Source organism: Scytonema sp. UIC 10036 (genome assembly GCF_009725235.1).
Map to the genome: position 1 here is coordinate 1 of NZ_WJFC01000274.1, position 14,738 is coordinate 14,738.

The window sequence follows — 14,738 nt, forward strand, 5'->3', positions numbered from 1 at the left end:
GTTTTTATTAGTGTTGCAAATTTGACGAATATGACAATAACTATTGCTACGCAAGTACGTAATCGGCTATTCAAAAATCTCTATGAGATATCATTTGTAAAAAATCCAGCCGAATTAGATTATCAATTATCTGTTAAAAATTATACTATAAAACTGCCTGCTCTATCTACGGCTGACCGGGAGCTAGTGGAAACTTTAAATACAGAGGGGGTTGCCATCACCTCATTAGAGGCGCTCTCAATTCCTTCAGCGCCACAAATGTTTGAAGCAGCAAAAAACTTGATGCTCAAGATACCAGCAATAACCTGCGGGGAGAAAAATGACTACGTTGTTCATGCGACTTCCACGCAAATTATGGAATCTCCAGAAATCTTTCTTTGGGGACTAGAGCAACGTTTACTGAATATTGTTGAGAATTATCTTGGTTTGCCAGTAGCCTATCACGGCGCATACTTTCGTAGAGATATAGCCAACAACGTTGAGAAGAAATCAAGGCTGTGGCACATGGACTCAGAAGACCGAAAACTGCTTAAAATCATTGTTTATCTGAATGATATCAATGAGGATAACGGTCCTTTTCAATATATTCCGCAGTCTTTAACTCCAGAAGTCACTCATGCTCTTAGATATAAGCATGGCTATATTAGAGACAAAACCATGAGCCGAGCCATCTCGCCTTCAAATTACAGATCTTGTACTGGCTCGGCTGGAACAGTTGTTTTTGCCGGTACTGCAAGCGTTTTCCATCGCGGAAAGAAACCTGTGGCTTCAGATAGATTTGCCATATTTTACGACTATACTTCTAGGCAGCCAAAGTTCCCGTTTTATTGCAAGTCTTCCTTACCAGAAGAAGATTTAGTTCTTCTTTCTAAAAAGTTTTCCGAACAACAGAAGCAGTACGTTTTTTGGCGAGAGTAAGATGTGAGGTTTATTTGAGATAAAATAGCAATCCAATACCAACGATCGCAACTAAAGCACCTGCAATTGCTCTCAAACTCACCCTCTCTCCCAGACATCTGGAGAGAGGAATCACAAATAATGGGCTAGTTTGCATCAGAGTCGTAGCAATTCCCACAGCTGTAAATTTTACAGCTGTTTGTTGCAACCAAATTCCTAAAAAAGTACCGCAGAAGGAAGCAAAGATAGCTGCCATCACAAATTGTCTTGAGTGTAATGTCTTTCCCTTATAGTTACCTTGTCGATGGCGTAAGGCTATCCATACTAGGAGAACTAACTCGGCAGCACTTAAACGCAGTAATGCTGCCCACAATGGGTTTATACTGCGATCGATAAATGCTGCTCGTGAAAGCACCATTCCTGTCGCATTTGTTACGACTGCTAGCAAACCAAAGCCTATTCCCCTCCAAAAAGGAGATGCAAACAAAGGTGCTGCAACATTTCCCGTATCTAGAGTTCCCCGTGTCCCTATCCTGTCATCGGGAGTGCGCTCTGTTATCACCCAAGCCACTCCTATAATAGTTAGCAAAATTCCGCACCAGGCACTCAAATTTATTTTTTCTTGGAGAAAAATTAGGGCTAGTACAGCCGCAATTGGTGGAGCAAGGGTTCCCATAACTAGGACGCGACGCGCTCCTAAGTAATTTATAGCTGCTAAAAAGGCTGTATCTCCCAAACCAATACCTACAATACCGCTTGTCAGAAGTAAACACAACGGCAAAAGAGCTATGTTAGGTAACCATTCTCCAGCAATCGGGATAGTCAGTAAGAGAAATGCGATCGCAATAATCCCTTTCAGCAGATTCAGTTGTAACGGCGGAATACGCTCTCCCAATCGACCATAAATCGTCGATGCTACAGCCCATAGAAATGCAGCAGACAAAGCGGCGATTTCGCCTTGAAAATCTGTCAATGGAAACGTTAAAGAAATATTAAAATTAGTATCTATCACTTTTCAAGCTGGAAAAATCTCTAATAATTTAATATAAATACCCTTATAAACATTAGCACTCAATGTACGCAACTGCTAAATTTTTTCTAGACAAACTTTAGCACTCTAGAGGCTTTAATGCTAATTTTCAATGGCATAGAGATTAGCAATCACAGGGCTTGAGTGCCAATCTTCTTAGTAATTGACTCACTTCTGGTAGAAGACAAAGAATGCTTTTTGAGGCAAACATTTTTAAAATTTAAGACTGCATATCAAACATTCAAAAATTGGAGGATGAGAATGAAATACGCATTTGATATTGTAGGCGTGTCTTCAGTTTTGGATTTTTTCACTCACCAACAACAGAGTTGGCAAAAATCTCAGGATTTAGCTTTGGAATATATTGGCAGCCATAAATGCACACTTGATGCATTTATTCAATCAGTAGAACCCGTACCTCCAAAATGGGGTTGGGAGAAAGATGAGGTTATAAACAGTGTGATTAATTTTTGGATGAATCATTCAGAAAGTATTTGCTATTGGAACTCGCGTTTAACAGATGCAGGAAGCGATAATTTACTGGTAGCAAGAATTGCAGACATTAAGGCTTTACAAGCCGAGTTTGACTCCCTACTACAAGATAGATAATATGAGATCCCCCACCTCGTCCACCTCGTCCCCAGCCTGAGGCTGGGAACGAGAGAGGAGAGATTTAACCATTAACCAAATGAGCAATAGCACTAGCCAACATATTTGGTTCAACTGGCTTGGACAGATGAAGCGTGAAGCCAGTTCCAAGCGATTGCTTTCGAGCCGCATCACCCGAAAATGCCGTGAGAGCGATCGCGGGTACGTTGCCACCTCGTTCGGGTGGTAAAGATCTGATTTCCCTAATTAGAGTATAGCCATCTATACCGGGCAATCCGATATCGCTGACTAGCAAATGTGGCGGTTGTTCAATCAGTGCGGAAAGTGCTTCATGTGCAGAAGCAACAGCACGAACAGAAGCACCATAACTTTCTAGGAGGACAACTAAAAAATCTCGATTATCTTGTTCATCATCCACAACAAGTACGCGAACTCCGCTTAAATCCAAGACATCATTATTTTCAGTACTCTCTTGCTGGGTTAAGGAAGAAGAAGGTATTAATGGAAGCCTCACAGTAAAAGTTGCACCCTTACCGTCACCAAGGCTTTCTGCTTGAACAGTTCCACCATGTAGTTCAACCAAGTGACGAACGATAGGGAGACCCAAGCCCAAGCCGCCAAACTTCCTTGAGTAACTGCTATCTTGCTGGCGAAAATAATCAAACATATAAGGTAAAAAATCTGGTTTAATACCTTTGCCTGTGTCGCTCACTTGAATTTGAGCATATAAATCAATCTTTTCTAAACGAATTGTGACGCGTCCTGTAGATGGTGTAAATTTAACAGCATTAGAAAGCAAGTTCCAAATAACTTGCCGCAAACGCTTGGGATCGCCAAACACCAGACATACATTGCTATCAAGTACAGTGACTATCTCAATTGATTTAGCTCGAGCTGCAAGACGCACGCTTTCAATAGCAGATGCAATAATAGTTGTCAAATCAACAGCTACAGGATTTAAGGTTAATTTACCACTTAAAATTTTAGATACACTGAGCAAGTCATTCACAAGTTGTATCTGCAAGCGAGCATTCCGTTCAATAGTTGCTAAAGCCTCAGTGGTTTTAACAGGGTCTAGCTTGCCACTTTGTAAAAGTTTTACCCAGCCTAATATAGGATTTAGTGGTGTTCGCAGTTCGTGTGAGAGAACCGAGAGAAACTCATCTTTGATCCGGTTGGCTGTTTGAGCTTGTTCCAAAAGTTTAGTCCGCTCTTCTTCAGCCCGTTTGCGTTCGGTAATATCTCTTAAAGACACAAGGTATGCTGTTTTCCCATACCACTCAATTTCCACGACACGCATTTGAGCAATTTTGTCCGAGCAAGAGTTTGCTTTACTGCTTCCTTTATTGCAATTACAAATATCAACTTCTGTATTGTCACCACAAACAACAGGAAAACCAAACAATTCGCCTAACAGTTCCTCCTGTTTGCGACCAAACAGAGCTAGCGCTGCAGGATTGATAAAACGTACAATACCTTGCTTGTCAACAACTATAATTCCATCAGCATTCTTAGCAATCAGCGTTTGCAACTGTGCTTCAATTCTTTGCGCTGCGGCTTCAATCTCTTGGATATGCTCTTTTTGCTGGCTGAGTTCTGCTGTTTGTTTTTGCAGTTCTTGCTCTAAATTAATTTTTTGCGTTCGATTCTTGGCAAGTGGTGTTTTTTTAGCAATTACCTGTTCTATAATTTGAGGAAGCCTTGCCAATTCATCTTGTAACAGGTAGTCTGTAGCTCCTGTTTTCATGCACTTTACAGCCGTAGAAACGCTATTTGTGCTGTTAAAAATGATAAAAGGAACATTCAATCCTTGTGCTTGTGCCAAACGCAATGCCTCTAAAGCCTCTATATCTTTCAGGCAATATTCAGCAATAATAGCGTCCCATTCTAAATGTAAATGGGAAATATAATCTGCTTTTGTTGAAATACACTTATACTTATACTTTGTGGCAAAGTCTCCCTGACTTAACAACGCCAGGATATTCTTAGCTTTTTCAGGCGAGACCAATAGAAGCAGGATATTAAATTTAGCATCCACTTTTTTAGGTTAACTTGGTAAGTTGTTTATTATTATGAATAAATCATAATCACTTTTTGAGTCGAGAGCATATTACCCAAAGACTTAAGTTCGTAACTCTTCCTATAGAGAGAGAGGAACTTATGGTATATGTCAGAGCGATCGCTCTTGCGGAATATTTAGATCCAATAGGACTGTTGGAGTGTCTGATAAATCACCAACAATACGTACTTTTGGCAAAGGGAATTCTTTGATTAAGGTAGGGGTCAATAAAATCTTTTCAGCTTCAGCAACCAGGGGCTGCTCCAGCACATCAATAATAATTATCTCATGTTGATTTTTCAGATGTAACTCACACAACTGAATTAAATTGGAGATGGCTTGCTGAGACCTAGGTGTATATCCGGTAATATAAAGTTTGAGCAAATATCGATCCCTCATTGGTCTTTTCAGTCATAACCTATGTGTATTTACTTTTCTTCATCAGAGTTATTATAAGTTTGAATAATGTGATTTTTATTCAGACTAACGAAGTATTTCTCTTAACCGATGGTTAGGGAGGCGAGGCGTCTGTACTATGCCAATGAGTTAATAGAACTTTTTCAAAATGCTGACAAACAAGAGACCTGACTTTTTCAAGAAGTCGGGTCTCTGAGTCTTGCAATTCCTACAAAACAGATAAGAATTGCTATAGATAGAATTAGGCACAGTTATTTGATGAAAGAAGCTGCCAATCCGTTCCAACACTCAGAGATGGCAACTGGCATTGTGGTCAATTTTTATAAGTCCGTTTGTCATTTTGTTAATAGGAACTGTTAGTAGAGCAGTCCTAAATGATTTACAAACACCTCTTCCTTGTCTTCCTTATTTGCATCTCAAATAGGATTTCTATATTACCAATTGGTTATCTTGGCGAACTTAGCAAGAAGTTATTTATACCACAGTTAGCCAATGAGTGTTAATCTTTCAGTCAAACATCTCATCCGCACAAATCTCATTCAAGAAATCGATACTATTCTACAAAAGATCTGTTTAGATAACTGAGATCTCAGGTTAGAGATTACTGAGAGTGGTATTATGGGCAATGCTAAAATTACTGCTAGTATTTTAGAGGAATTAAAATCCCGAAAAATTTATTTGAGCATTGATGATTTTGGGACGGGCTACTCTTCTCTAAGCTACCTACACCTTTTACCTGTAAATACTCTCAAGATAGATCGATCTTTTGTGAGTCACATTCAAAATGACGGGCAAAATACTGAAATTATTCGAGTAATTATTGCTCTGTTAGATAGCCTGGAAATACAAGCGATCGCAGAAGGTATAGAAACGTCTTCTCAGTTACAATATTTGAAAACATTGGGTTGTGAGTTTGGACAGGGATATTTCTTCTCTCCTCCTTTAGATGCTGAATTTGCAAGGCGGCTACTTCAAGCCCCTCCAAACTGGTTATGAGGGCAATTACTTAGCCTCTACGGATAGATTCACGCAATTTTACCGATCTCAGACAATTTTTTTCTCAGTATAACAGAGGTAGCTTACTGTCTTTCAAGATTACTTACTGTATTATATAGAGGGAAATATGCCAGAGACGTTTTTATCAACTGGCTGTCATGATAGTTTATTACAAGAAATTAGTGCGTGCCTTTGCCAAACAATTATTACTATTCAAGAACAACAACCAGAGTTACTAGTTGAGAAGTATAGAAAGGTTGCTTGGCAAAACGAGCACAATCAATCTAAATTAACAGCAAAAATCACAGAATTACTTGCTAAAAGTGAAGATGGAGATGCACGTTTCAAGCAGTTACAGAAGTTCTTAAAAGCTCTATTCGTTCCTGAAAGTTTTTATTCAAATTTCTTAAATAATGTACTAGAAAAAGTTGGTCAATTAAATTTTGTAAAACTTGAATTAAAGAATTTAGAGCCTAAACAAAATCTAGAAATATTACCTTCATTTATATCAGTCGATACATCCGCTCCTCAAGAGACACCCATAGCTGTTTTACTTCTAGACGCTGAAAATTTACAAATCAGCACGGAGACAGAAAAATTTTTAACAACAGTATGTGCTTACCCTATTCAAATCAAAATAGCTTTTGCCAATTGGTGCAGCAAGGGTAAATTAGATGTTGAACTCCACGAGCGCAACTACGATTTGATTCATGTTCCTGCGGGTAAAGATAATGCTGATGGGAAAATGATAACCTTTGGTTCTGCAATCCACGAACGTTTTCCAAACACCAAAGAGGTTTTAGTTTGTTCGTCAGACAAAGTGATGACTAACTTATGTAACCTCCTACAACAAAAAGGATTAACCGTATATCAAGTTAGCAAGCATGGGGATAATATAAACATTTTGAATCGAAAAAATGGTAATGGCTTAGTTTATTCCCCCCAATTTCATACCAAAATTTCTTCTATTGATAAATTTATTAATACTCTGAAAGAGTTAATCAAAGAAGAACAAAAACGCACTGGCAGTTATTGGGTGAACCATAATACCATTTGTCAAAGATTTCAAGAAAAATATAAAATCTCTATAAATCAAGTTGTCTCTACTTATTTTTCGGACAAAACAGCTAAGGATATTTTTATGGAATATCCCCATATTTTTAGCTTACACCAAATATTTAGTAAAGATGTATTGTATATAACTTTATTTGAATTACCGCAGGAGCCAAAAATAGACAGTGATAATCTTAATGATACAAATATTGCGAACAATCAATTTTCATCCAGCATTAATTCTATCGCTGAATTAGAACAAACTTTGGTAATTATCGTAAAAAATTTAACAAGTAAATCAAATGAAAGCTACGTTTCTCAAGGAGCTTTAGCCAGTGAATTTTATAAGCATTGTAATGAAGGAATTACAAAGGCACTTAAGCGCTTACAAGCTGGTAACTTTAAAAAATTTATACAATCATCTAGCTCTTTTAAACTAACTAATACAGAAGGTGTCTGTCACATCGCCTTGGCGTAAATTTCTCAAATGCTCTGTCAAGTATATGGTAGTTGCACCATTCTCATGCTGGGCAGTGTTTTTTCACTGGAACTAGGCGTAGGGTGGGCATCGCACCCTGGAATACTCTTAAAGTCCCCCTTTTTTAAGGGGGATTTAGGGGGAGCTAAAAAATTAGGAGGCTAAGCAAGTAGTTTGAAAACACCACCCAGGCTCGGCAAAGCAGGAATTTTTTGTAACAAAGTAACTCATGAAGTATTATGTTAAGAGTTATGAAAAAATGTAAAAAATATTATGCAGGATAAAGTCGTAGTTATTGTTGGTGCCACTGGTGGTATTGGTTCAGCCCTGACTCGCCAACTAGCCCCTACAGGTGCAAAATTGGTACTGGCAGCAAGGAATACCGATCGTCTTACAGCACTAGCTGCTGAGTTGCCAGGGCAAATTTTGACTGTTACTACAGATATTACTGACGTTCAACAAGTAGATACACTGATATCTAAGACGGTTGCTGGTTTTGGTCAAATTGATGTTTTGGTGAATGCAGCTGGTGTTGGAATACTCAAGTCTTACAACAGTGTGGAACCTGAGGATCTGGAAAAGATGCTGGAAGTTAATTTGAAAGGCAGTTTCTACACCTGTCAAAAAGCAGCCCAAGAAATGCAAAAGCGCAAATCCGGTCATATTTGTAATGTTGTGGGCATTTTGGGCAAACACTCAATGGCAATGGCGGCGGCTTACTCTGCTTCTAAATTTGGTGTTGTTGGTTTTAGCAAGTGTATGGCAGAGGAGCTGAAACGCTTTGGCATCAAGTTCACTTTATTCTATTTTGGTGGAGTTGATTCTCCTTTCTGGGACAATGTGAGTTTAAAGGTAGACCGGAAAAAAATGCTCAGCCCCGAAACTGCGGCGAATGCGATTTTCTTTGCTCTCTCGGCTGAACCTCAAGCAGTTCCCTTAGAAATTAATATCCAACCTGATAGTCATTTATTTTTGTAAAAGATGACTGTCAGACTCGATTGATAAGCAATTCAAAACAGATTCATTAAATATTTAAAACCACACTACCGCATCAATTGGGATAGTCTGTAAGTAAATTTTCAGTTTTAAAAAGAAATGTTAAGACTTATTACTGATTTTGACGGTCCCATTATTGACGTTTCCGGACGTTACTACAGCGTTTACCAATATTGCTTGCAAAAAATCCGACGTCCCAGACAGGAGCTACGAGAACTGTCTAAAGCAGAATTTTGGCAAATGAAGCGATCGCGTGTTCCGGAAAAGCAAATTGCTATTATATCTGGTCTTGATGAAGCGCAAGCAGAGGAATTTTCCCAACTGCGAAAGCAAACCGTCCATACCCAACCTTATTTCGAGTACGATACGTTAGCTCCTGGTGCTGTTGAGGCTCTCGCAAAAGTTCAAAGGGCTGGTATTGACTTGGTTGTTATGACAATGCGTCGGGAACGGGAACTAGAATATGCTTTCAAAAAATACAATTTAGGTAGATTTTTTCCAGAAAACCGTTGTTACTGTCTGAGCAACGACTATATTAAAACTCGTGATACTGAAGATAAACCCTTGTTAATGGCAAGGGCTATGAGGGAACTCCCTCCTGCGTTTGACACTTGGATGGTGGGAGATACGGAAGCTGATATCATTTCTGCCAAAAAGCAAGGCATTAAGGCGATCGCCGTGGAATGTGGTATTCGCGATCGTTCCCAACAAGAACTTTACCACCCAGATTTAATTGTCAAGGATTTTAGTTCTGCCGTTAATTTAGTCCTAGAACAGGCATTACAACCAGTTGGTTAATGGCTAATAGCTAATAGCTAATAGCTAATTGCTAATTGCTCTATTAGCCATTAGCCATTAGCCATTAGCCATTAGCTATTTTAAAAAACTACTAATAAGCCATAGCAACAAGAAAGCCACGACTGTAGAAAACTGATTTTGATTTAGATTAATAAATTGCTGTATTTGCGGTACTATCCAGGCTGCAAGGAATCCTCCTGCTATCAGACCTAGAATTAAACCGAGAAGCGTAAATAGAACAGAACGACCAAATTTACCTTCCTTGCGACTTAGAAAGTAAACACAGACACCAATACCTAACAGCAGTGCCATTTGCAACACTGAGTCGCCTCCAGCTTGATAAAACACGCTGATAGTACTTAAACCGAGATACCAAACCCCTGGTAGTAGGATATCCTGAGGCGTTGGCTTATCTAGCATTGTTTGCAGCCACAAAGGAGACTGCTCGCGTGGGCTTTGAGTTTCTTTGGGAGGTGCTTGTACAAGCCTCTCTGGATACCGGATGCGTTCTGGAACTTTGATTTTGCCTTCCTGGCGCATTTTCAAGCGTTCCATTAAAATTGCATCATATGCCGCCTCTATGACTTCTAGGCGCTTTGCGTCACCACTGTGTTGTTCCAGCAGACGACTGCGGACATCCTGAATTTCATCGAAGCTAGCATCCTCAGATACCCCAAGTTTTTCGTAGGGATTTTGCTCGCTCATCTAAAAACCTTCGGGATCGTGGAAACCGTGCGGCTTTAGCCCACGGATGAAACGCGACACGACCTATTTTAATAGGCGTCCCCATACCGCCAAGGGAGGTACTAGAAGCCGGGTACTTTTGCAGTGTACTTTCGTTCAGGCAATTGTGAACTGACATTGTTCCCTCTGTACGCATATGGTGCGAAGTGCGGTCTTAGGGGCTTCCCCCAAGAGCTGCTTCAGGTTTTGCACAAAATGTGCCTTCCCTTGCGGGAGTCATGTTAGCTTCGACAATGTTAACGGTCGGCATATCCAAAAGACACTGGCTTTAAACTTTTAAACCTGTTTAATCCTTTGGTTCTAGAGTCGCGGAACTAGCTACGCATCCCGGAGTAGGAACTTGAACACTTGCCGTTAACGTAGTACGCTTCGGTACTGAGTCTGGTAAGCTAGACTTCAACTAAACCGAAGTTTTTGCTGAAGCCCTCGGATTTAATCCGGGACTTGCTTACGGAAGTTTGTAACTTGAGCCTCAATCAGCGCCAATCTTTTGTTAAAGAAAAACTACTTTGAGTTGAAGTTGGTTGAAACGAATGCTTTGATTAATTCGTATAACCTACCTGGATATTAGCATGAGCAACTTCCATTGACCTAGTAGTTTTAACTATAGACACTTTAACATATAAAAAGAACTCCGTGTATCCCCTCATGCCGTTCCTTCACTGTGGCTTTACCCTAGAATTTGAGCAAAAAGTACATTCAAGGCATTTTTGATGAAAAACTATCTTTTCTTTTTTAGATTTGGTCACTTAGCTGTACCATAATATGGTTTCAAATAATTAGCCTCCTAATCCCTTGTGCCATAAAGCCGCATATCGATTTAAAATTAAGACTGTTTTAAATTTCTTGCATCAGGGTAGCAGAGTGTCCGGTGACTACCCACTTGCCATGGCTAAGGTTAAAAGCATCTGCTAGCAGGACACAAGGTTAATCACAAAAACCTAAATTTCAGTTCAAGGGTGGCATTGCCAAAGTCTTCAAGCTTTATTTGTTGAAATTCCTGATTACTACACTAGTATTTGAATAATCAGGGCATAAGTGCCTTAGCCTTGTAAATTCATATGACTCTCAAAGTGGAAACCGTAGCATCTACGGAATCCGTCTGTTAATCCTATAAATTTTTTTTTGTGCAAAGTGATGGTCATGGCTCCTGCCAAGATTCTTGTTGTTGACGACGATCCTGCGGTTCGGAATTTAATCCAACGCTTCCTGATCAAACAGAGCTATCAGGTAGAGGCTGCCGAAGATGGTAAAACCGCCCTGGCGCTCTTTGAGCAATTTAACCCCGATTTGGTAATATTGGATGTCAATTTACCAGACGTAATCGGGTTTAACCTCTGCCAAGAGATGCAAAGCCGAAATGGCGTTTTTGTGCTAATGCTTACTAGCCGCGCCGATGAAGCTGATAAAATTCGTGGTTTCTCAAAAGGTGCTGATGACTACCTCACCAAACCATTTGGTTTGGGAGAACTAGAAGTCAGGGTCGCTGCCATTTTAAGGCGACAGCGTGTCGTAACTACGGCAGAACAAAAACGTCTGGTATTTGAAAAGTTAATGATCGACCCCGTGCGGCGAGAAGTAACACTGAACAGCTTACCAGTACCCCTAACTGCTCTAGAATTTGATTTGTTACATTTCTTAGCTAGCCATCCAGGTCGAGTTTGGCGGCGGGCTGAACTGATTCAGGAAGTTTGGGATTATGAATATGTCGGCGACCAACGGGTTGTAGACGTACATATAGGTCAAATTCGCAAAAAAATTGAAGCTGATGCCAGTCAACCCGCCTTAATTCAAACCGTGCGAGGTGTTGGATATAAGTTTGAATGCCCCACTCAACCCCAACAGGGTGAAAAAAGCCAATAGCATTCATTCATGCCCATTGTTAGCTTGCAGCAAAACAAAGTGAATGAAAACTACTTTCTTGGGAAAAATAGCAAAGCTCTGTGTGCTAATATCTCCTAACTGTAATTATCTCTCTCTAGAAAAACTCGGGACTGGCGAGTGGGGAAGTTTCCCAATCCCCACTCGCCAATCTTTTGGCAAAGGCTGTGTTTCTTGTGACTAAGTTACTGAGCTTTTGATATTCATTTTTTGACCTCTCCAAAATACATAGCTTGAAAAAACTTCGAGCGGTAAAACACGCCGCTCGAAATTTTTATATCTCTTTGATCCTTGCCTAAATTCAATGCACGAGCGGGAATCCCTTGCCTGCAAACTCTTTGGTGAGCGATTGCGTCGGGTATTTTTATTTAACAATGATGAAATAAAGTTTCTAAGTAAACACGAGCCGCACGGCGATCGCTTTCTCCATTTTGAAGTAAAAACAGGGACAAAGCTGCTGTCAGGACGCGGTTTTGATCCCAATCAGGATGTGTTTCTAGATAAATTTTGAGAGATTCGTGAAGTGCTTCAGGAATTTCAGTAAAGATTCCAACTGTTGTATTCATGAGATTTTTCTCCTTTGAAGTTCATCGATGGGGTAACTTTGCTTGTAGTAGATCCACCAGAGGTAACACAAACTTAAGAGCCTTAAAAAGGCAGAAGCACTCTCGTCAAAAGGGCGTTTATGAAAGCCTCTCCATTATGGAAGAGCACTTTATGAACAGCCCCATCAACCCTTTCATTCCCTTAAGGAGATAGGCATTACACCCTTTGGCAGCAAGCAGTGGAAATTCCTCTGTAACAAAGATTCATTCTGCCTTCAGCATTGCTGCCACAAGCCTCGTACCCTCCGCCCTCTGCCCTCTGCCTTTTTTCTTGTAAATTTACACAGCAACTCAAAGGACTAAAAGAGCAAACCGCACCATTTTGCGCTAAGAGGGGGTAGGGTTGTCAATGCTGCGAAATGTTAAGAACTCGTTTATAAATAATCAATGTTTACGCAATCATAAGGCTTTTTGGCTATTTTTTGTAATATTTCTTAATGTTAACTCAGTCTTTTGACTGAGACAGCTGTGAAAGTGAAAAATCCCCAATAGAACAGCAAAAGCTCATAACATCATCAAACCTCTGTGGAAAACAACATAATACCTGTGGAAACCTTGTGGAATGAGTGAGGAAAATTTGGACGAATGATAAGAATTACAAACATTAATCAGTGACCAGTGAGCAGTGACCAATGACCAGTGACATTTTATAGTTGGTTATGAAGTCATCACTTTAACCGTAAGGTAGAAGTTCTTACACCACTAAAGGCGATATAACTAGTAATATTTCCAATCTCCAATCCCCAATCCCTTGAAGAAACATAAATTACGGCTTCTACCAAATTTAAATCATCAAATCTGGATTTTAGCTGTTGGGAGATTTCTCTTAGAATTTGGAACTGGCTTCACTTTGTTTTACGCCCCAATCTTTTTCGTTAACAAAGTTGGTTTGTCGGCAACATCTGTTGGTATCGCTTTGGGTAGTGCTTCACTATCGGGCATCATCGGGCGAATTTTAAGCGGTTCTTTTTCAGACTCTCCCTATATTGGACGACGCCGCACTTTATTGCTGGCTGCAGCCGTTTCAGCAATTGGATCTATGGTCTTGGCTGCAACTCATGATTTTGTTACCCTGTTAATTGGGAATGCGATCGCGGGGATGGGCTTGGGTTTATACTGGCCTGCTAACGAAGCTGTTGTGGCAGATGTTACCCTACCGGAAACTCGTCATGAAGCTTATGCTCTAACTCGACTTTCAGACAATCTTGGTTTGGGCATGGGAATTGTCCTGGGAGGAGTTTTAGTGGCAACAACGGGAAACTACCGCCTACTTTTCATTATTGATGCCATCTCGTTTGTAGTCTTTTTTGTAGTCGTTTATTTTGCTATTCAAGAAAGAAATCAACGACTCAAGCCAATTTCCCAAGGAAATTCACAGTTGGCATCTTGGTTGACCTCATTACAAGATACTCGTTTCCGTATTTTTCTAGGTGCTAATGTAATTTTTACTACATATTTTTCACAATTACACAGCAGTCTTCCCATCTACTTTAAAAATTTTGTATCCACTGGAGCATCGGGAAAAGGGTTTTCTGAAACAACTATAAGTGCTCTTTTCGCTTGGCACTTGAGCGTTGTCATTTTGGGACAGCTACCCGTCGCCCGTTTCTTAAAACGATTTAGCGATCCTCTAGCACTTGTTGTTTCTACGCTATTATGGGCTACTGGTTTTCTTCTCATTTGGATGACCCGCATTGCCACGTCCTATCATATAGTGTGGGCAGTGTTGGCATTGGGAGTCTTTGCTCTTGCGATTGTTTCTTATACCCCTTCCTCTTCCTCTTTAATCACGGAATTAGCTCCCGAATCACAGCGCGGCGTTTATTTCGCTATTGGTGCTCTTTGTTGGGCAATTGGATATGCTATTGGTCCTTCCGTGGGAGGTTGGGCATTAGACAAAGCTGAAATAGTGGTGAATTATTATTGGCTGGTACTAGCATTAACTGCTAGCATTGCAATCGCGATTTTGCTGTACCTGAATAAACTGATTGGGAACCAAGTAGGGAGTAGGGAGTAGGGAGTAGGGAGTAGGGAGTAGGGAGTAGGGACAAGAGGACAAGGGGACAAGGGGACAAGGGGACAAGGGAGAATGACCATTCTAGAATCCAAAATCCAAAATCCAAAATCCAAAATCCAAAAACCAAAATCCAAAATCCAAAATCAAAAATCCCAAAT

13 protein-coding genes are annotated in these 14,738 nt (G+C 40.2%); 8 read left to right on the forward strand and 5 right to left on the reverse strand.

Annotated features, from left to right (window positions below; all coding sequences use genetic code 11):
* Nucleotides 1-30: 30 nt before the first annotated feature.
* Nucleotides 31-918, forward strand: coding sequence for a phytanoyl-CoA dioxygenase family protein (locus F7734_RS56090; RefSeq protein ID WP_155752833.1), 888 nt, complete (start codon nt 31-33; stop codon nt 916-918).
* 10 nt (nt 919-928) lie between these two features.
* Here the strand turns inward: F7734_RS56090 and F7734_RS56095 are convergent, their stop codons facing one another.
* A complete protein-coding gene (locus F7734_RS56095; protein WP_166482772.1) occupies nt 929-1,909 on the reverse strand; it encodes a DMT family transporter in 981 nt (326 codons plus the stop codon).
* Between the two features lie 279 nt (nt 1,910-2,188).
* On the opposite strand from F7734_RS56095, the gene F7734_RS56100 reads away from it, so the two are divergent.
* Nucleotides 2,189-2,536 (forward strand): hypothetical protein, encoded by a 348-nt coding sequence (locus F7734_RS56100; RefSeq protein WP_155752834.1) that lies wholly within the window; start codon nt 2,189-2,191, stop codon nt 2,534-2,536.
* A gap of 64 nt (nt 2,537-2,600) precedes the next feature.
* On the opposite strand, the gene F7734_RS56105 is transcribed toward F7734_RS56100, so the two are convergent.
* Together F7734_RS56105 and F7734_RS56110 are read right to left on the reverse strand one after the other, a co-directional pair.
* The gene (locus F7734_RS56105) at nt 2,601-4,574 is read right to left on the reverse strand and encodes an ATP-binding protein (protein ID WP_166482773.1); all 1,974 of its coding nucleotides are present in this window, start codon (nt 4,572-4,574) and stop codon (nt 2,601-2,603) included.
* A 132-nt stretch (nt 4,575-4,706) separates the two neighbouring features.
* Complete coding sequence (locus F7734_RS56110) at nt 4,707-4,994, reverse strand: circadian clock KaiB family protein (RefSeq protein ID WP_155752835.1); 288 nt, start codon at nt 4,992-4,994, stop codon at nt 4,707-4,709.
* 618 nt (nt 4,995-5,612) lie between these two features.
* Between F7734_RS56110 and F7734_RS56115 the strand changes: the two genes are divergently transcribed.
* The 4 genes from F7734_RS56115 to F7734_RS56130 all read left to right on the forward strand — a co-directional run bounded on the left by F7734_RS56115 (nt 5,613) and on the right by F7734_RS56130 (nt 9,333).
* Nucleotides 5,613-6,008, forward strand: a complete 396-nt coding sequence (locus F7734_RS56115) for an EAL domain-containing protein (RefSeq protein WP_347566454.1) — start codon at nt 5,613-5,615, stop codon at nt 6,006-6,008.
* 127 nt (nt 6,009-6,135) lie between these two features.
* Nucleotides 6,136-7,539, forward strand: a complete 1,404-nt coding sequence (locus F7734_RS56120) for an NYN domain-containing protein (RefSeq protein WP_155752837.1) — start codon at nt 6,136-6,138, stop codon at nt 7,537-7,539.
* A 273-nt stretch (nt 7,540-7,812) separates the two neighbouring features.
* Nucleotides 7,813-8,517 (forward strand): SDR family oxidoreductase, encoded by a 705-nt coding sequence (locus F7734_RS56125; RefSeq protein WP_155752838.1) that lies wholly within the window; start codon nt 7,813-7,815, stop codon nt 8,515-8,517.
* Nucleotides 8,518-8,634: 117 nt separating this feature from the next.
* Nucleotides 8,635-9,333 carry an HAD family hydrolase gene (locus tag F7734_RS56130; RefSeq protein WP_155752839.1) on the forward strand — a complete coding sequence of 233 codons (699 nt, stop codon included), beginning with the start codon at nt 8,635-8,637 and terminating at the stop codon, nt 9,331-9,333.
* 75 nt (nt 9,334-9,408) lie between these two features.
* Here the strand turns inward: F7734_RS56130 and F7734_RS56135 are convergent, their stop codons facing one another.
* On the reverse strand, nt 9,409-10,038 hold the full coding sequence (locus F7734_RS56135) for a CPP1-like family protein (protein ID WP_155752840.1): 630 nt from the start codon (nt 10,036-10,038) through the stop codon (nt 9,409-9,411).
* A 1,182-nt stretch (nt 10,039-11,220) separates the two neighbouring features.
* Between F7734_RS56135 and F7734_RS56140 the strand changes: the two genes are divergently transcribed.
* The gene (locus F7734_RS56140) at nt 11,221-11,940 is read left to right on the forward strand and encodes a response regulator transcription factor (protein WP_155752841.1); all 720 of its coding nucleotides are present in this window, start codon (nt 11,221-11,223) and stop codon (nt 11,938-11,940) included.
* A 386-nt stretch (nt 11,941-12,326) separates the two neighbouring features.
* Here the strand turns inward: F7734_RS56140 and F7734_RS56145 are convergent, their stop codons facing one another.
* Nucleotides 12,327-12,524, reverse strand: a complete 198-nt coding sequence (locus F7734_RS56145; protein WP_155752842.1) for a DUF2811 domain-containing protein — start codon at nt 12,522-12,524, stop codon at nt 12,327-12,329.
* Between the two features lie 790 nt (nt 12,525-13,314).
* On the opposite strand from F7734_RS56145, the gene F7734_RS56150 reads away from it, so the two are divergent.
* Nucleotides 13,315-14,580, forward strand: a complete 1,266-nt coding sequence (locus F7734_RS56150) for an MFS transporter (protein WP_155752843.1) — start codon at nt 13,315-13,317, stop codon at nt 14,578-14,580.
* Nucleotides 14,581-14,738: the final 158 nt, after the last annotated feature.